The 18085-nt window shown below is 38.4% G+C and carries 15 protein-coding genes and 1 other annotated feature; of the genes, 4 read left to right on the top strand and 11 right to left on the bottom strand.

Going from position 1 to position 18085, the window contains the following annotated elements; genetic code table 11:
• The first annotated feature begins 117 nt into the window (after positions 1 to 117).
• On the top strand, positions 118 to 1254 hold the full coding sequence (hmpA, locus tag AC3II9_RS05080; protein ID WP_489153684.1) for an NO-inducible flavohemoprotein: 1137 nt from the start codon (positions 118 to 120) through the stop codon (positions 1252 to 1254).
• 47 nt (positions 1255 to 1301) lie between these two features.
• On the opposite strand, the gene AC3II9_RS05085 is transcribed toward hmpA, so the two are convergent.
• The 6 genes from AC3II9_RS05085 to AC3II9_RS05110 all read right to left on the bottom strand — a co-directional run bounded on the left by AC3II9_RS05085 (position 1302) and on the right by AC3II9_RS05110 (position 5900).
• The gene (locus AC3II9_RS05085; protein ID WP_489153686.1) at positions 1302 to 1769 is read right to left on the bottom strand and encodes a 2-thiouracil desulfurase family protein; all 468 of its coding nucleotides are present in this window, start codon (positions 1767 to 1769) and stop codon (positions 1302 to 1304) included.
• Between the two features lie 12 nt (positions 1770 to 1781).
• On the bottom strand, positions 1782 to 1952 hold the full coding sequence (locus AC3II9_RS05090; protein WP_391373872.1) for a DUF2197 domain-containing protein: 171 nt from the start codon (positions 1950 to 1952) through the stop codon (positions 1782 to 1784).
• Positions 1953 to 2259: 307 nt separating this feature from the next.
• Positions 2260 to 3174: an EamA family transporter gene (locus AC3II9_RS05095; protein WP_489153688.1), complete on the bottom strand. Its 915-nt coding sequence runs from the start codon at positions 3172 to 3174 to the stop codon at positions 2260 to 2262.
• Positions 3175 to 3396: 222 nt separating this feature from the next.
• Positions 3397 to 4002: a C40 family peptidase gene (locus AC3II9_RS05100; RefSeq protein WP_489153690.1), complete on the bottom strand. Its 606-nt coding sequence runs from the start codon at positions 4000 to 4002 to the stop codon at positions 3397 to 3399.
• Positions 4003 to 4205: 203 nt separating this feature from the next.
• Positions 4206 to 4826, bottom strand: coding sequence for a DUF3298 and DUF4163 domain-containing protein (locus AC3II9_RS05105; RefSeq protein ID WP_489153691.1), 621 nt, complete (start codon positions 4824 to 4826; stop codon positions 4206 to 4208).
• Positions 4827 to 4958: 132 nt separating this feature from the next.
• Positions 4959 to 5900, bottom strand: coding sequence for an MBL fold metallo-hydrolase (locus tag AC3II9_RS05110; RefSeq protein WP_489153693.1), 942 nt, complete (start codon positions 5898 to 5900; stop codon positions 4959 to 4961).
• Positions 5901 to 6069: 169 nt separating this feature from the next.
• Positions 6070 to 6274, top strand: a binding site (T-box leader).
• Positions 6275 to 6316: 42 nt separating this feature from the next.
• On the opposite strand from AC3II9_RS05110, the gene proC reads away from it, so the two are divergent.
• Both proC and namA read left to right on the top strand, forming a co-directional pair.
• Positions 6317 to 7123 carry a pyrroline-5-carboxylate reductase gene (proC, locus tag AC3II9_RS05115; protein ID WP_391373887.1) on the top strand — a complete coding sequence of 269 codons (807 nt, stop codon included), beginning with the start codon at positions 6317 to 6319 and terminating at the stop codon, positions 7121 to 7123.
• A 21-nt stretch (positions 7124 to 7144) separates the two neighbouring features.
• Positions 7145 to 8155: an NADPH dehydrogenase NamA gene (gene namA, locus AC3II9_RS05120; RefSeq protein ID WP_489153695.1), complete on the top strand. Its 1011-nt coding sequence runs from the start codon at positions 7145 to 7147 to the stop codon at positions 8153 to 8155.
• A gap of 143 nt (positions 8156 to 8298) precedes the next feature.
• Here namA and AC3II9_RS05125 read toward each other — a convergent pair whose 3' ends face one another.
• Both AC3II9_RS05125 and AC3II9_RS05130 read right to left on the bottom strand, forming a co-directional pair.
• Positions 8299 to 8604, bottom strand: coding sequence for an acyl-phosphate glycerol 3-phosphate acyltransferase (locus AC3II9_RS05125; protein ID WP_489153697.1), 306 nt, complete (start codon positions 8602 to 8604; stop codon positions 8299 to 8301).
• Between the two features lie 129 nt (positions 8605 to 8733).
• Entirely contained in the window at positions 8734 to 10731 is a 1998-nt protein-coding gene (locus AC3II9_RS05130) for a methyl-accepting chemotaxis protein (RefSeq protein ID WP_489153699.1), read from the bottom strand.
• Between the two features lie 501 nt (positions 10732 to 11232).
• Between AC3II9_RS05130 and AC3II9_RS05135 the strand changes: the two genes are divergently transcribed.
• The gene (locus tag AC3II9_RS05135) at positions 11233 to 12315 is read left to right on the top strand and encodes an S-layer homology domain-containing protein (RefSeq protein ID WP_489153701.1); all 1083 of its coding nucleotides are present in this window, start codon (positions 11233 to 11235) and stop codon (positions 12313 to 12315) included.
• 75 nt (positions 12316 to 12390) lie between these two features.
• On the opposite strand, the gene AC3II9_RS05140 is transcribed toward AC3II9_RS05135, so the two are convergent.
• The 3 genes from AC3II9_RS05140 to AC3II9_RS05150 all read right to left on the bottom strand — a co-directional run bounded on the left by AC3II9_RS05140 (position 12391) and on the right by AC3II9_RS05150 (position 17931).
• The gene (locus AC3II9_RS05140) at positions 12391 to 13629 is read right to left on the bottom strand and encodes a DNA polymerase IV (protein ID WP_489153702.1); all 1239 of its coding nucleotides are present in this window, start codon (positions 13627 to 13629) and stop codon (positions 12391 to 12393) included.
• A 1288-nt stretch (positions 13630 to 14917) separates the two neighbouring features.
• Positions 14918 to 16090, bottom strand: a complete 1173-nt coding sequence (locus AC3II9_RS05145; RefSeq protein WP_489153704.1) for an acyl-CoA dehydrogenase family protein — start codon at positions 16088 to 16090, stop codon at positions 14918 to 14920.
• A gap of 353 nt (positions 16091 to 16443) precedes the next feature.
• Positions 16444 to 17931, bottom strand: coding sequence for a carboxylesterase/lipase family protein (locus tag AC3II9_RS05150; RefSeq protein ID WP_489153705.1), 1488 nt, complete (start codon positions 17929 to 17931; stop codon positions 16444 to 16446).
• Positions 17932 to 18085 lie beyond the last annotated feature (154 nt).

Consider the following 18085-nt stretch of genomic DNA (forward strand, 5'->3'; position numbering starts at 1 on the left):
AGAAACAAAACATATATTTTAAATATGTGTTTTGTGAATAATTTGTTAAAGATGTATTTTTAATATTGCTTTTAAATAAAAGCAGGCGTATAGTGAGAAGTGAAAGGACGTGACGATATGTTACAACAAAAAACGATTGATATTATTAAAGCGACAGTACCCGTTTTAGAACAACACGGTTTAACAATTACAAAAACGTTTTACAAAAACATGTTTGAAGCACATCCAGAATTACTTAACATTTTTAACCACACAAATCAGCAACGAGGACGTCAGCCACATGCTTTAGCCAACACGGTATATGCAGCTGCTGTTCACATTGACAACTTAGAAGCTATCGTACCGGCAGTGATGTTAATTGCCCATAAACACCGTAGCCTTGGGGTTTTACCAGAGCACTATCCTATCGTTGGACAACACTTACTAGGTGCCATCAAGGAAGTACTTGGCGATGCAGCAACACCAGAAATTATTGATGCATGGGCTCAAGCATACGGCGTCATTGCAGATATCTTTATCTCAGTGGAAGAAGATTTATACAGACAAACAGAAAACAATGGCGGCTGGCGTTTATTCAAGCCATTCAAAATTGCACGTAAAGTAAAGGAAAGCGATATCGTCACAAGCTTCTACTTAACTCCCGTTGACGGTGAAAAATTACCAGAAGCAGTACCTGGTCAATACATTTCCATTCGCCTTGCGATGCCGGGTGAACAATATTTAATGAACCGTCAATACACAGTAACAGACGTAACAGAAAACAACGAATACCGTATTTCTGTCAAACGTGAAGACGAAGGAACACCAAATGGTCGCGTATCAACATACCTTCACAATGATGCCGAAATCGGTACAGAAATCGAAGTATCAGCTCCAGCTGGTTTATTCACATTAAACGAAGGAACAAACGATGTATTATTCATCGCAGGCGGCGTTGGTGTAACACCTTTATATCGTATGTTACTGACAGCTGATAATCGTAAAACATCCTTCATTTTATGTGCACGTAACGAGCGCGTCGCTGCCTTCACTGAGCAAATTGAAGCAAATGCAGACCAATATAAAGCGATTTACTCGGATACAGATGGTTTCGTAACGAAGGAACAGATTGAAAATATGTTAACTTCCGAGTCTGATGTATACATTTGTGGACCAACACCATTTATGCAAGCTGTTATTGGTCAATTAAGAGAGCTAGGTGTCGCAGAAGACCGCATTCATTATGAATTCTTCGGCCCAGCATTAACGGTATAATCAAAACTTTTGAGAGAAAAAGCCGACACAAAATCATGTCGGCTTTTTTAACGTATTTCTTCTATATAATGTAGAAAGTTTTCTTCTGAGAATACATGGATACCATGTCGTCTTAGTAGCGCTGCTGTCACACCAGCACCTTGCTTTTTCGTTCCATTAAACTCCCCTGTGTAAATGTGATGACTCCCACAGGACGGGCTATTTTCTTTTAAAACGACAGTGTGCGCCCCTACTTGCTGTACTACTTCAAGCGCTTTATACGCCCCTTGTAAAAAAGCATCCGTCACATCTTCTCCCGTATTGTCCACGACACGTGCGACACCATCCAGTACTGCTTCCCCGTCTCCACCAATAATTTCAGCTGGATTTCTCGGCGTTGGTAAACCGCCTAAAACTTCAGGGCAAACAGTCACCGCCTTCTTCTCTTCCACTAGCCACCTAATTTTTTCAACCGTGTTGGCATTACCGTCATAGCGAACTTTCATACCTGCCAAACAACTACTAATGACAATCATACACTCACCTCTTCAATCTCGGTCAAATAAATATTTACGTGAATCACTTTCAATGCGCCGGTCACAATCATCACAAGAAAACTGCCCATTCCGATTTTGTTTGTATTGCTGATATTTTCGTGTCCCTTCTTCTAACTTAAAAGGCTTTTTACAATACCTACAATGGATTTCATAATAAATCATCAAGATGCTCCTTTGTTAACATATCTCTACTGGTACATAATAGCGACATTAAATAGAATAAACAATATGAATACACGATGAACTTGTCTAAGCAAAAATTGTAGCCTTAAAATAAAGTTTAATCAAATTGACACTAAAAATCTTAATAAACAAACAAAAAGAAAGAGCGGGTTTTGAAAAACATTAATTAAAATACGCACTTCATATATTCAATTAAATTACCCATTAAAGCGCCTGATTGTTACATATCAAAAGAATTTTTATTAGCGGGTTTAATAGAATAGCTACTATATTTTTTAACCCCTATTCACTTATTTTTCTCTGCGTAGATACTAAACATCCCTAATATAAACAATAAAACAACACCGACTAAAGTCGTTGTTGACCAAGATATTCTTGGATCGAATAATTGAAAGAAAAAACTAAAGACAGGTACGAAGCAAAGTGACATCATCACTAAGAACGTCTCACAATATTGAATACCTTTCTGTAATAAATACATCGGGATTAAGACACCAGCAATTGTTACAAGTAAAATCCACCGTACATTATCAAAAATATAATCAATTAAAATATCATAGGTAAAAATAAATGATAAAAGTACGATACCATAAAACCGATGTGTCAAAATCATCGAGCTTGTCCATCCGCCTGCACTTAGCTCCTTTGAATAGATGGTACAAAGTACAGCTCCTAAACCACAAAAAACACTCGCTATTACACCTAGAGTCGTATTTGTACTTAGATTCAATTGAATACCTGAATAACCATTAAAGATAGAAATGATTAATAAGAAACAAGCCAATAATGTTCCCAATGCAATTCCCCACTGTGCTTTAGCGATAAACCTTCTTTGTGTAAATGCGAGGGAAATGACAAATAGTGGACCTAACCCCATTTCAAGCGAACTAACGATTGCTGGCTCAATGAATTTCAATGCAAAGTAAAATCCCATGAATGCGAGAACAGAGGATAAATTTAACTTTAGCAAGGATTGCCATGAGGATTGCCATTTATAAGCTACCTTTTGATTTCTAGCAAAAAAGGAAAAATAACAGGCAGTCAAAAAGAAACTAATACCCGTAAATAGAAATGGATGCACATTTTGTACACGGCTTGCGTAAAATACTTGGCTTGCTGCAGTTAATAAAGCAGATAACAACAACGCAGTTACTCCTACAGTATAAGTTCTATTTCTCGGAACATTTACTTCAAGTCGCATACTTATCTCCCTTTTCTTATGATTATCATTAAACGCTCAAATCATTTTCTTTATATATTTCAACATGAATGATTTTCTTCCTTCCAATTGCTTCATAAGAAAAATCATCTATAAAACAACGTAACTTTAGGACAATCAGTTAAACCCATGAAAATAAAAAGTCAGCTTATACTGTATTCAATAGAAAAAACGCTTGGACAATGCCAAGCGTTTTTTCCTCTGTTACAGACGACCATAGCCTGTGAAATGTTTTCCCCAGTAGCCGTTGTCAATAGTATCAATTTTTACTTGTTTCCCTGCTGCTGAAATCATTTTGTTGTTTCCAATATAGAAACCTACGTGTGATATCCCTTTCTTATATGTACCACTAAAGAATACTAAGTCCCCTACTTGAGGTTTCGATACTTTCGTTGCTGTGTTATAAAAACCAGCTGCTGTTTTTCGCGATGTTTGATAACCTGCTTGGTTTAATACATATGTAACATAACCTGAACAGTCAAATCCAGCTTTTGGTGTTGAACCTCCAAATACATAAGGTATACCTAAATATTTTTGTGCCACATTGACTACATTCGGCTTACTTATCGGTGCATTCGCTTGGGCACCACCTATTTCTAGCTTTTGACCAATACGAAGAACAGAGGAATTCAAGTTATTCCATTTCATAATTTGTTGATACGATACGCCATAGCGCTGACCAATTTTATATAATGAATCACCTGATTTTACTGTGTAAATCGCAGCATCTGCTGTTCCTACTGAAGTGAATAATAATGATGAGCCTAGTGCAAGTGCCGCTAGCTTCATACCCCATTTTGTCTTTTTCATAATCTATTTCTAAACTCCTAACATCTTTCGTTTCTCACAAATAAGATATTAGCATGTGAATGTTACAGGAATATATCAAAAAAACAACAAAACAACCACAAAACACGGTATTTTTTGGATATTAAAATCCCCCAGAGGAAATAAAAGAGAGATTCCACAATTTCAGGAATCCCTTTTTTACCTCACAATTGCATCATATTGATTTAATTGTTGATAGCCATTCTTCCTAAAGGACCATTTTCATCGATAATGTCCTGTATATCATAAACAGAAATCGGGAACATCGGGAAGCCATACACATACGCTGTTATTTCATATAGCTGAAAATAAATGACAAGGGCTTTATCTGCAATATAAAAATCTTGGTCAGGCTTAATGGATGTAAACTCACCAAGCAGCTGGATATTACGTCTTTTAATTTGTACTTTAATGTTGTCAGAAAGCCGTTTTACATAATCACTGCCAGGCTTAAATAAATCTTTTAGTGTACAAATTTTTTGATTTTTCATATCAAATGTTAGTGATTTTATATAGGTCATGCCATGTGCTGCATGATAATGATACGCGTAATTCGATAGAGAAAGACTCAGCACCTGACGTTGATTGTTTTTGATTTCATACGTACCGATCATTTCCTCAACGGTTGTCGGCATATTGCCAACTTGCTCATTAATAAGCTGCTGTGTTTGCTGAGTAATCGCATGATTCACTGTGTGTTCCCATTGTCTATTTTGTATCCCTATGATTTGTGGGAATACGACGGTTTTGTTGGGTCCACCATGAATAATAGATGTCCCGATTTGCACGGGCAATGATTCAAACATGTATTCATCCTCTATGCTTTTTCCTCATTGTATTCTGGGAAAGTGATTTATGTTTCTTACTTGCTGAAGATGTCGCCATGTTGTATGACTAAAAAACATGTAAAACCCTAATGATTTTACATGTTTTTCATCCTATGCCCTCACATACAAATGTACACCATTTTCTTCTTTCACCGTTACTAGTCCTTTATCTACTAAGTAATCGAGCTGGCCAAGTGTTTCTGAAAGGGTTAATCCAAGCTGTGCTTTATAAATTTTGGCAAACAAAATTTTCGTTACATCAAAAACACTCATTGGTTCCTGTAAAAATTCGCGTACTTTTAGCGCACGGGCTTGCTGTTTGGCTAATCGCTCTTCCACTAACTCCTTCACATTACGCACTTCATCGCCATGCCCTGTATATAAGGTAGATACGTGTAAGTCGCTTAGCTTTTGCAGCGAAGCATTATATTGTAATAATGAATGCGGCCGGTCACCTTTCAATGTCACAGGTGGCTCCACAAGTGGATTAGAAGATACCTTTTCGAGCAATAAATCGCCCCCTATGCATTCACGTGATGTTTCCTCTAAAAAAATTAAATGACTTTGTGCATGACCAGGCGTTTCATAAACACGAAGCCCCGGATGTCCTGGTACTTCATCGCCCTCACGTAAAAAGCTAGTTAACGGTCGCGCTCCAAATAACTCCATCTCCCCCCGTACTTTTACAACACGATCAATATACGGTTTAGGCACACCTTCAGATTCTAGTTCACGAATATAAAACTCATCACGATAGTTAATAAACTCCGGCTCCTGCCGCATCCAATAATCTACATACTCATGACCAAGTATATTAGCATATGGAAATGCATCAACCCAGCCCACATGATCCGGATGGTGATGCGTTAATACGACTTGTTCCACATCCTTCATCTCATACCCTGCAGCACGAATCCCCCATTTCAACGCTTCGTATGCTTCTTCTGTTTTGGGTCCTACATCAAATAATGTCAGGGTATCCCCTTTGACTAAAAATGCATTCACATCCCCTACTGGATATGGTGTCGGCATAATGATTTTATGTAATTGCATCTTAACAACCCCTTTATTCTTCTTACAAAGACATGTACATTATGTCCTTTTACGCTATTATTTATAAAAATGAATAGCTATTCATCTATTTTACTCCTTTTTTTATTTTTCGTCACGCTTTAGGTTGACACCTTGACATTACATTTATATAATTTTCTCATAATTCGAAATGAAAGCGTTGAAGAAGCCAAGTAAATGATTGAACGATGAAAGAGAGTGTTGCATATGCTGAGAGCAACATCATCCACTTCAATCATTGAACCTACTTCCGAGCTTGTTATGACAACATAACCGCTAACCTGGCGTTATAAGGATTAAGTTGCACATTTGTGAACTAAGGTGGTACCGCGGAAACGAGCGTTTTCGTCCTTAATGAAGAGGACGGAAGCGCTTTTATTGATGAAGGAGGCTTTTTTATGCAAAAGATTGTATTTATTGGTGCTGGCTCAATGGCTGAAGCAATTATCGGAGGGTGGGTAAACAAAGGATATTTTGATGCAAAGCAAATTTTTGTATCCAACCGTTCAGACTTTACGCGCTTAGAAAACTTACACAACACATATGGCGTACAAATTTTAGAGCAGTTATCTGATCTGCATGATGCAGATTTAATTATTTTAGCAATGAAACCAAAAGATGTTGGCAGTGCTATGCAAAATATCGCACCGTTTATTTCAGCTAACGCAGCAATATTATCCGTGCTGGCGGGCATTTCCATTAAAACGATTGAAGATGGTTTATGTGCGCGTCCTATCGCGCGCGTGATGCCGAATACTTCTGCGACAATTGGCATGAGTGCAAGTGGTATTGCTTTTAACGACCTCGTAACAGAGGAACAAAAAGCATTATTTATTGACATGCTTATGACAATTGGTCTTGTCGTTGAAGTAGAGGAAGATAAACTACATGCGGTCACAGCTCTTTCTGGTAGTGGCCCTGCTTATATTTATTACTTAATGGAAGCGTTTGAAAAGGTAGGAACAGACATTGGTTTACCGAAAGATATCGTACGCCAATTAATGGTTCAAACACTTGCCGGTTCTGCTTCTATGTTACAATCAGTCGATGAGGAGCCAGATGAGCTACGTCGTAAAATAATGAGTCCTGGCGGGACAACAGAGGCTGGCATCCAAGCACTACAGGACCATCATTTTACAGAAACGATTGAAGCGTGTGTGAAAAGTGCCGAATCACGTTCACGTGAGCTAGCTAAAGGGGTTTAATCGAGATGGAGGGAAAGGTCTATGGTCAAACTTTTTGAACCTTACAAACTACGAAATATTGAACTAAAAAACCGAATTGTCATGGCACCTATGTGCATGTATGAAGCAAATGAATTTGGGTTTGCGCAGCCATTCCACATCGTACATTATGCTTCCCGTGCGATGGGGCAGGTCGGTCTAGTGATGCTAGAAGCTACGGCGGTATTACCAGAAGGTCGTATTTCAGCTCGTGACCTTGGCATATGGCGTGATGAGCAACTGGAAGGACTAAAACAAATCGTCAACCAAATTCATGCATACGGCAGTAAAGCAGCCATTCAGCTAGCACATGCTGGACGCAAAGCTACGGTAGAAGGACCTATTTATGCCCCGTCTGCCATTGCGTTTGATGACACCTATCAAACACCTGTCGCACTAACAACCGAACAGATCAAAGAAGTCGTGCATGCCTTTGTTGCTGCGGCACAACGCGCGATTAATGTAGGCTTCGATGTGTTAGAAATTCACGGGGCACACGGTTATTTAATTAGTGAGTTTTTATCGCCTTTAACGAATAAACGTGAAGATGCATACGGCGGTAGCCCAGAAAACCGTTATCGTCTATTGCGAGAAGTCATTGACGGTATTCGTGCGATTTGGAATGGACCATTACTTGTCCGCGTTTCGGCAAAAGATTACGTAGAAGGTGGCAACAATCCGGAAGACTTCATCCAATTTGCGGCATGGATGAAAGCACAAGATATTGATTTAATTGATGTTTCTTCAGGTGGCGTCGTACCGGCGACAATTGAAGTCAAACCACTTTACCAAGTTCCATTTTCTGAAACGATTCGTCAAGCGGGTATACCAACAGGGGCAGTCGGTCTTATTACAACGGGGCATGAAGCGGAAGACGTATTACAAAAAGAGCAAGCAGATTTAATCTTTATCGGTCGTGAACTACTACGTGACCCTTATTTCCCATACCGCGCTGCAAAACAGCTAGGCGTTGCCATTGATACGCCGATCCCAACGTATAAACGTGGCTGGTAACACATCATTCATTCATTCACTACACTTTTAGAGGGGATCTCCTATTCGAGATGCCCCTTTTTGTCATAAAAGAAGATTACCTGGCAACATTGTTTTATGAGTACTTAAAAAGCGCAACGGATTATGTTTCCGTTGCGCTCTTTTTACATGACCCCTGCTCGAATTCGTTTCACAATGGAATATGTAGTAAACAATGCCATTGGAGCAAATACTAATGATAAAATAACCCAAAATGTAAGTGCTCCTGCTGCTTGCAATTCGCTAAAATTCGTCATGATGTAAACAATTACACCAAATAATAATATGTAGCTTAACACATTTGGAAAAATCACAAGTAAACGCAATAAAGCAGGGTTCATTTTTGGTGCCGTTATTTCTGGTGTTGACGTTACCTGTCTCGCTGCTGATTGTAATGTCATCGATGGTTTGTTCTTTTTCGCTTTCCCCATATTACCCCTCCCCTTCTCTCTTATTATAACTCGTACAAACATTATTTTTCTACAATAAGTAAAAAGTAGCTAACTGTTCTTAGCTACTTTTTACTATTGACCAACCTTATCTTCAAATTATAAAAACAATTATTTCAATTTAAACTTATTTGTACGCATATCTAAGTCATGTGAAATCGCATATACAGCGTTCACTGCCTTTGCCATTTCCGCCATATCTTTCGATTGTTTTCTTGCATCAGATGCCATTTGTTCGACACGGTCTGTATTGTGTTTGGCTAGCTCCGCCACATCTTCAATAGAAGCTGTAATTTCCTCCGTACTTGCGGTCATTTCCTCTGAAGCGCTTGAGACGCGATCCACTTGATCGGAAATCACTTGAATGCCGTCCGAAATATGATGGAATGCGGATTGCGCTTCATTTGCAATAGCACGACCATCCTCCAAAACGGTCGATGTGGAAGCAATCGCCTGTACAATTTCTACCGTTTCACGTTGTACATCTGTTACAACATGTGAAATTCGTTCTGCTGCCACTTTCGACTCCTCTGCTAATTTACGCACTTCCTCTGCCACTACAGCAAAACCTTTCCCCGCTTCCCCAGCACGTGCCGCTTCAATGGAGGCATTTAATGCGAGCAAGTTCGTTTGATCTGAAATACCCGTAATGACATTTGTAAACTCGCCAATTTGCTCTGAAAGCTGTTCTAATGACTTCGTACGGGTTACAGATTGATCGGTTTGATTGTGAAGTCGATCTAGTTCACTTAATAAATTGTCTACTACTTTTACACCTTTTAATGCACTTTGCTCTGTATCAGTGGCGATATTGGCAATTTCCATAATGGATTCTGTCACCCCTTGAATGCCGCGCGCTAAATCCTCCATTGCGAGTGCACTTTCTTCAATATTGACAAGCTGTGTACGTGAATCTTTTTCAATTACTTCAGATGACGTTAAAATAGCATTCGATGAGGCAATTGTTGCATTCGAATGACGTTGAATGTCGTCAGCCGCATCATTCATCACACTAGATTGCTCATGCAAATCATGCATAATGGATTGGAAGTTATCCATCATCGTATTACTTGCTAATACAAGCTGACCAATTTCATCTGCTGAATCATTTTCAATCCGTTTCGTTAAATCTCCTTGCCCATTTGAAATATCAAGTAGTGAGTTACGAACACTTAAAATACGCTTCACCTGACGTGAGATTGTTAAGTTTGTAATCGCTATTAAAATCGCAATTGCTAACACTGCCGCAATGACTGTCGCAATTAAAATAAATGATAAGACGCTGTTTGAAATTGTGATGGCTAAATATGTACCGTTAGATAAAGGTGTTACATAATTCATTGCACGTAAGCCATTATACCTTGTATTTTCTTTTACAAGCTCTTGTGCACTAAACATCGATGTAGTAAATGCATTTTTTTCTAAAGAATCTTCATTTGTTGCTGCTAATACTTCACCGCTCGCATCGACAACCGCAGCATATAACACTGTCTCACTCAAATGTTTATTCAGTTCACCTATGTAAAACTCTTTCCCAATTTGCGCTTCTAAATCAAGCAGTGCCTGTCCGTTTCGTGCTACTTGCACAATTTTTGGTGACGCAGGATTCCAGCTACTCACACCAACAAATTTGTAAAATTGGTCATCTACATCACGGATTTGCGCGGATTGTGTAATGGCTGTTTCTTCCCCTGTAATGAGTTTCATATATTCATATGCTTGTCCATTTGGATCAGAAGCAAAGTTAAAATCAATTTTCTCGGCAATCGACGTAATTGTTGTATTTCCTTGTGCATCCGTACTCCAAATTTCATCGATTCCACCACGTTCAGCTAAAGCCTTTAAATCTTCAAATTGCCCACCATTTTCTAAAATCCATGAAATTAATACAGACTCCGCAATCATTTCTTCTTCCATAATTTTTTCAGCCACATCGCGAGACGTAATGGCACCTTCTAGCCCTAACTTTATCGATTCAACAAGTGCCTCCCCTTGCTGTTGAATACTGTTATTTGTTGTATTGTAAATAAAAGCTGAAAACGCTGAGATAATTAAAATAACTGCCGCCAATATTGGCAACATCATTTTCCATTTCATTGATTTAAACATGCATGCTCCTCCATAAAACTAGGCTATGTATCTATTTATTGCTTGCTCACCATAACTTGGAGTTGATTTCCTTCCCAAATTTATTTGCAATGAAAGCAGAGCGACAGCAATAGCTAGATACCTATTTCTCTGCAGTCACAAAGCTTGCACTCATTAACCTGTAACTCCAAAATCTTAGTAACAAATCCATTTATTATTGATATTCTACTTTATAGGAAAAAAGTAAGTAAATATTTATTCCTATATAAAAACATAAAACTTACAATTTTAAAATAAATTCTTCACAAAAATTTTGTTTGCTATTTAAAAACTTTTTCGTTTAAAGATTTCATTCATCTCTTTGTTATACAAATATGCCTATTTAGTACGTAACACAAAACGAATTTCTATTATTCCCTTTAGCCTAATCTCTCTAGTAATAATTCCTCTTAAAACTACATAAGTGATAGAGTACAATAAGGAATATGTTTACATGTTATGAAAGAAAGGGGATTTATGTTCATGTTTAAAAAGACGATGTTTACGTCAACACTGGTAGCTACCATGCTTCTAACAAGCATTAGTGGCACGACAGCATCCGCGCAATCGCAAGAAGCTTTTTCTACACCTCCTATCATTAATTCATCTACAGTTGCCCAAACAGAGCACACATCATTTGAAGAGTTATATAAAATGTTCAATTTAAATGAATTAATTTTTGATGCAAAACACTATAGTGTGACAGCTGTATCAAACACACAGTTTGTTCTGAAAATTAGTGTGGATGCGATTGTTCAAAGCTATGAAGATAATGTGAATGCTTATGAAGAAGGTAAAGAAGAATTCATGGGGAATATCGCACTAATTCGCTCAACTTTTGGCAACCATATCGAAATGCGTTTCACCAAACAACGAAGTGGCATCCAAAAAGAAATTAAAGTGACAAAACAATGGCTCCCATTATCAGCGGAAGATGAAGCTGTCTTCTTAGAGGTACTTGGGCGTGGCGATGATTTGCAGCGCGACGGTGGTTATTTCCTTGACACATTAAATCACTGGGCAGAACCCTATGTTCAGTTTTTATATGAGCTAGATATTATTAACGGACAAAATGCCACAGCATTTAATCCAAACGGACACATCACTCGTGCACAACTCGTTTCGATGATTTTCCGTGCAACTGGACTATCTACGAAAGAAGATTTCACTAGTTATGCGCCTTATAAAGATTTAACCAATCATTGGGCATCAAAAGAGATTGCCATTTTATATAATTATGGATTTTTAGAGATTTTTGGTGAAGATACTTTTATCCCATCTCAACGAGCTACACGAGAAGAAGTCGCTTATATGACACACATGTTGCTATTACAATATGGTGTAGATGATGATTTTGGCTACAATACGACCTTTAAAGATCAGAAATCGATCAATCCTTTAGCACTGGATAGTATTTCCTATTTACAAAAATTAGGCATTATTAACGGCTATAATGATGGAACATTCAAACCGAAATCGATGATCACACGCGCACAATTTGCCAAGGTCTTAACATTAGCTACTTTCCATTTAGAGGAATATTACGAAGAAACAGAGCTTGACTAAAATAGAAAAAGAAGGTGTACTCACCTTCTTTTTTTTATGCTTTCCTAAACAACTGACAATCAAACACGCCATATATCATTTCAAATCATCTAAAAAATCCTTACTAAAGCTCGTATTCGCTTGATATTTCCCTACTCGCTTGCCTTTAACCCCTCGCTGGATAACCCCTTCTCCAAATTGGCGTTCTAATTTGTTCATCAAGTTTAATATTGGCTCATCTTTTACATATTCCTCAAAGTTAAAGATCGATAATTGCTCTGTGCCCTCTGTTTTGTCCATGACATTTCCAACCGTAACCCCTAACAGTCGCACCGGCTTTTCTTTCCAATGATCCGCCATTAAATCCTTTGCCACTTCAAAAATGGGACTGACTTCATCCGTACTATTTTGAATGGTTCTGCTATTTGTTTGATTTTTCCAGTCACTGTATTTTATTTGAATACTAATCGTCGTACCAACTAATCCTTTTGCCTTTAAACGATTACTCACCTTTTCTGCTAGTGTATATAAAACATCTTGTATTTCAACTAGATTGGACACATCATAAGGTAGCGTAGTGGAATTGCCAACACTTTTCGTATCATAGATGGACTCTGGGTCAACAGGTCGGTGATCGACTCCATTTGCTTTTTCAAGTAAGCGCAGTCCATTCATACCGAGCTTTTTCTGTAATAGGGGTTTTTCTGCTTGAGCTAAGTCACCGATTGTATGTATATTCATGTCCTTTAATTTGTCCGCTGTTTTCTTTCCTACCCCGTGCATGTGAATCACTTCTAATGGCCACAATACTTCCTGCACATCTCGTTTGCGAATAATTGTAATGCCTAACGGTTTCTTCATATCTGATGCCATTTTAGCTAAAAATTTATTCGGTGCCACACCGATTGAACAAGGAAGCTGCAATTCATTGAATATCCGATTTTGTATTTCATGCACGATTTCCATCGGGTGCTTGTTATTTTCTATTGAACTAATATCAACGTAACTTTCGTCTATCGAGACGGGTTCGACTAAAGGTGTGTACTCTGTTAAAAGGGTATAAAATTTCTTGGAAGCATCGCGATACCTTTCAAAATGAGGAGGGATAATGATTAGTTCCGGACAAACCTTTAAAGCCTCTGATACTCGTTGCGTCGTATAAACTCCTTTTTCCCGCGCCTCATAACTGCATGTAATGACAATGCCCCTGCGCTCTTTTGGATTACCCGCAATGGCAATCGGTTTCCCCTTTAAAGTAGGGTCATACACTTGCTCTACAGAAGCATAAAAACTATTCATATCCACATGAAGTATAACTCTTCCGCTATTTCCCATAGTATCCTCCTGCTTTTTTCTATCTATATGTACCTTTTAATATTCCAGCATACGATTGCCTTTAAAAATCAGCCTACATGTTGCGAGCTCATCTCATTTACTTGTATTTCCGCTAAAAATAAATGTTTTTTAACGATGCACTGTAGGAGTTTTGACTAGATACGGTAGTATTTTACTCATACGGGGTAGTTTTGACCGGATGCAGCGACGTTTTGCTCGGATACCGCAGCTTTTTGACCGTTCAATGTGGGCAGTTTTAAGATGATTTATATAAATTATACTAAAAATAACGACATATGTACCTCATTATGTTGCTGCAGAAAAAGGTGAGGCGCCTATGCTATATTTGTAAAAAGAGAAAAACCGTAGCTGTCAATTTAAACAATTATATCGTAACCTCTGTAACTACTTAGTGTAATTGAAAGCAAGCACAAATTTTTTGACCGCTACTAATTAAAAGAAATTATTTTAATACCTTGATTGTGTCACATAGCGAAATCGAGATACAACTTATTTTAAAATAAGTGTTAAACCAGGACCATTAACCTAAATGGCACTTATCCTTAATTAAGTTGTATATTAAAATCGACAAATGAAAGTTTAGTCGATTTTTAAAGTAGACATAGCATTCTTTTTATTCAAAGATGACATGTTATCGTTTGTTTACACCATAAATTTAATATTTTAATAAATAAGCACATATTAAACCATTTTAAATGACGACACATTTTTTGAAAAAAGCTCGATTATTTTTATTTTCTGTCTTAAAAGTCGCTCTTTTTTGCCCTCTACCTAAGCCACCTTTTTTAGTAATTTTCTCTCTTTTTATTACAACAGCTATTCACAGCGTGCATATTTCAAATGAAAATGTTCATTTTTTAACCAAAATGAGGTTAGTATGTGAAAAGATCAGGTGTGTTGATTATACAAATAATGGTATATTATGAGCGTACTTTTTATTGAAATGATTAATAAAAAGGCGCTTGCTCGTTGATTGGAGCGGAGGCGACTCGACTCCTGCAGGAACAGCACGAGCGGAAAATCCATTTATTTCGGCATTAGCCGAAATAAATTAGTTGAAGCCGTGCCTGCGGAAAGCGAGTCAGCCGTAGCGGAAATCAACGTATTCCAATGTTCTCTTTAGCAATAACAGGTAAATCAACACGCGTGTGAAAAGATTAAACTATGCCCCCCAAAATTACTCATAAATTTACCACAAGAAAAAGACCAAATCTACTTTTGAAATTTGGTCTTACAAATTACGATATCTATAAGAGGATAATATCAATTAAACATATTGCCCTATTTTCACTTGTTCTTCTACTAGATTACGAGCAATAATCGTGTGCTGATTTTCATCTGTGCCCTCATAAATTCGCCATAGCCGTGCTTCACGGTACCAACGATCCATCGGCAATTCTTTCGTATAAATATCTCCGTAAATTTGTAAAACACTGTCTACCACGTGACTCCCTATCCCAGCTCCAGGTAGTTTCGCCATCGATGCCACATGTTTATTGTCTCCCTCTTTATCTAACGTAAATGTAGCATTTAACATTGACCGTTTTGCGGCTTCAATATCACTAGCATAATTCTCCATCATTTGTTGCATTGCTTGATGCTCCGTAATGGGCTGGCTAAATGTTTCACGTTCTTTTGAATAATCAATCGCCATTTGTAATAGATGTTCCGCCGCACCAATAGCTCGTACACTAGCAACCCAGCGAGCAAAACTAACCCATTCAAGTCCTAAATTGTAACCACCGTGCACATCACCTAAAATGTTTTCTTCTGGTACACGTACATGTTCGAATACTAAGCTTACTGGATTTCCTTCTCCCGTCGTCGGGTCAACTTTAGACGTCCACCCCATTTCACGATCTACAAGAAAGCATGTCACGCCGTCTCGCCCTGTTTTTTCATACGCCTCTTTATCTGTCACAGCAATGACCATCACAAAGTCCGCTTCATGTCCATCTGTGATCCATGTCTTCTCTCCATGTAACACCCATTCGTTGCCGTCTTTTACAGCTGTCATTTGAATGTTTTGCTTATTTGATCCACTATCTGGCTCTATCATCGCAAAGCATGACGTCTTCTCTCCATTAATGGTTGGTATTAAATATCGTTTCTTTTGCTCTTCATTCGTATAATAAAGAATATTATCAGCAGAGCCCCCAAACGCAAATGGCACGAATGTTTTTCCCAATTCCATTAAAACAATAGCTAACAGCATTGGATCAAGACCCGCACCACCATACTCTTCTGGTGTATCAATACCCCAAAAACCCATTTCTTTTGCTTTAAATTGTAGCTCTTTTAATTTTTCAGGGGGTAAACCTGGTCTGCCCTCTCGCTCATTTTTAAGTACTTCATCCTCAAGAGGAATAAGCTCCTCTTTCACAAATTGACGAATCGTTTCCTGCACCATTTTTTGCTCTTCCGTTAACCTAAACTCCATACATCCACTCCGTTCTGCATTTCTTTTATCAAGAGCTGCCTCTGTCTATAATAAAGTGAAACTTCAATCAGTGGGGGGGGTTCCTCATCCCCCACTGATTGTTAGTTGAACCAATCGGGCTTTTACGGGCAGTTGATCTCCCACCTATGCTTCTCGATTTTCCTTAAGCCTTGAGGGGGGAGTCTTAATGCCCGTTAATGCGGGATAACTTGTCCAGTGATGACATCCTTTGCCTTACTTGCTTTTATAAATCTAGATAGCCTACTGAATTCGTCTCTAGTAGGCTATCTAATGTTAATTTCTTTCAAGCCATTCTATTTTATACCGATTATTCTTCATACGTTACGACATGCCTAATTAGTACTAAGTGATACGGCATCCCAAATTAATCGGTACTGTTTATCAGGATTTTGGACTATTTGACAGTTCCGATCAAAAAGCATCGTTTCTCTATTTTTCACATGATATGCTGGCCATGTCGGTAGCTCTTCAATATTCGGGTCGCCTTCTTTCGCAAAAGTAGCCCATGCTTTATGCATATGGTGAGCGAGTGCGTAGTCAGGAGCGTTCCCTAATAAAAACTCTGTATTTTTATTGAGTTGGTGCCAGACAAAAGGAATTTCAAGTGCATGACATGCTTTTAATTCGCCATTTAATACAGGCGACTCCCAATCAAATCGATACATCCAAACAGATGCACCTTGCCTTGCTTGCTGCTCTGCTAGCCAAATGGCAGGCGCTGTAAATATATCAAATGTGAGTACTTTTTCCACTAACGCTTTATTCAAGGTTTCGTGCTGTAAATTTGATTTAATTTGATCCCATTTATGTGTGAGCATTTTCTTTAAATACAGATCAATCCCTTCTTCATCTAATCCATCTAATGGCGCATCAACATACGTAAATAAGCAGTATTCATCTTTTGTCGTTCCGATTAACAGATCGATATGCTTACTTGCCCCATTAACAATAGATAGTTCAGGTGGCTCTTGAATCACGACACCATCAATGACCGGACCAAGTAACATCGGTGATACATGCTTTGATGCTTCTAATAATTCTGATGTTGACACCTCTTCTAATCTCGATAAATGCTCCTTATCGATTCCGAGTTTTGCTAAAATATCTGTACATACTTGTGTTGCCACTACAGATGGCAATACATTTCGGGCAGCCCCACTTTGTAAAATCGCCTTTTGGAACAAACCACTTGCAGAAGGAATGGCCAATAATATACCAATACTCATAGCCCCCGCAGATTCACCAAATACCGTAATATTATTCGGGTCACCGCCGAATGCTTCAATATTTTCTTTAACCCATTTTAACGCCGCGATTTGGTCAAGTATGCCGCAGTTCCCCGTACCCGCAAATTGCTCATTATCGATACTACCTAAATGCAAAAACCCAAAAACGCCTAGTCGATAATTGATGGTGACAACGACTACATCATGATGGACTGCAAACGATGCTCCGTTGTAAGATTTGCTGTTACCTGAGCCATTCATAAATGCACCGCCATGAATCCATACCATCACCGCTCTTTTTTTATTATCTGCTCCGGGTGACCAAATATTTAAATATAAACAATCTTCACTCATCTCGTCTTCCTCAACATGAGCACCTAGAAACCTCATCATCTCCCTTTCAGGCTGTATAGCTGAAGGACCGAATTGCGTCGCTTCATATACCCCTTCCCATGCATCAGGACTTTGCGGTGGACTAAATCGGAGTTTTCCAATTGGGGCTTTAGCATAAGGAATCCCTTTCCAAACCGTAATTCCATCAACGTTTTCCCCTATCACTTGTCCGAAACTCGTTTGTACAAGTGTCTCTGACATCCTCATTCCTCCTATTTAATGAAATCGGCAAAAGCACTGATTTGGATGAAACGTCCTTTCACTTGCTGAAATGTATAATGAATGAATTTTCATAAAAGCGTATGATAGAACACTTGAAAATATACAATTTTTCTAATGTATGACACACATCCCT

This window comes from Lysinibacillus sp. RU7 (genome assembly GCF_057837305.1).

What these genes read in the sequence shown, in the direction of transcription:
- AC3II9_RS05135 (WP_489153701.1), top strand. Translation starts at nt 11,233, where the DNA reads ATGTTTAAAAAGACGATGTTTACGTCAACACTGGTAGCTACCATGCTT.
- AC3II9_RS05100 (WP_489153690.1), bottom strand. Translation starts at nt 4,002, where the DNA reads ATGAAAAAGACAAAATGGGGTATGAAGCTAGCGGCACTTGCACTAGGC.
- AC3II9_RS05150 (WP_489153705.1), bottom strand. Translation starts at nt 17,931, where the DNA reads ATGTCAGAGACACTTGTACAAACGAGTTTCGGACAAGTGATAGGGGAA.
- AC3II9_RS05085 (WP_489153686.1), bottom strand. Translation starts at nt 1,769, where the DNA reads ATGATTGTCATTAGTAGTTGTTTGGCAGGTATGAAAGTTCGCTATGAC.
- AC3II9_RS05110 (WP_489153693.1), bottom strand. Translation starts at nt 5,900, where the DNA reads ATGCAATTACATAAAATCATTATGCCGACACCATATCCAGTAGGGGAT.
- AC3II9_RS05105 (WP_489153691.1), bottom strand. Translation starts at nt 4,826, where the DNA reads ATGTTTGAATCATTGCCCGTGCAAATCGGGACATCTATTATTCATGGT.
- AC3II9_RS05090 (WP_391373872.1), bottom strand. Translation starts at nt 1,952, where the DNA reads ATGATTTATTATGAAATCCATTGTAGGTATTGTAAAAAGCCTTTTAAG.
- hmpA (WP_489153684.1), top strand. Translation starts at nt 118, where the DNA reads ATGTTACAACAAAAAACGATTGATATTATTAAAGCGACAGTACCCGTT.
- AC3II9_RS05095 (WP_489153688.1), bottom strand. Translation starts at nt 3,174, where the DNA reads ATGCGACTTGAAGTAAATGTTCCGAGAAATAGAACTTATACTGTAGGA.
- AC3II9_RS05140 (WP_489153702.1), bottom strand. Translation starts at nt 13,629, where the DNA reads ATGGGAAATAGCGGAAGAGTTATACTTCATGTGGATATGAATAGTTTT.
- proC (WP_391373887.1), top strand. Translation starts at nt 6,317, where the DNA reads ATGCAAAAGATTGTATTTATTGGTGCTGGCTCAATGGCTGAAGCAATT.
- AC3II9_RS05130 (WP_489153699.1), bottom strand. Translation starts at nt 10,731, where the DNA reads ATGTTTAAATCAATGAAATGGAAAATGATGTTGCCAATATTGGCGGCA.
- AC3II9_RS05125 (WP_489153697.1), bottom strand. Translation starts at nt 8,604, where the DNA reads ATGGGGAAAGCGAAAAAGAACAAACCATCGATGACATTACAATCAGCA.
- AC3II9_RS05145 (WP_489153704.1), bottom strand. Translation starts at nt 16,090, where the DNA reads ATGGAGTTTAGGTTAACGGAAGAGCAAAAAATGGTGCAGGAAACGATT.
- namA (WP_489153695.1), top strand. Translation starts at nt 7,145, where the DNA reads ATGGTCAAACTTTTTGAACCTTACAAACTACGAAATATTGAACTAAAA.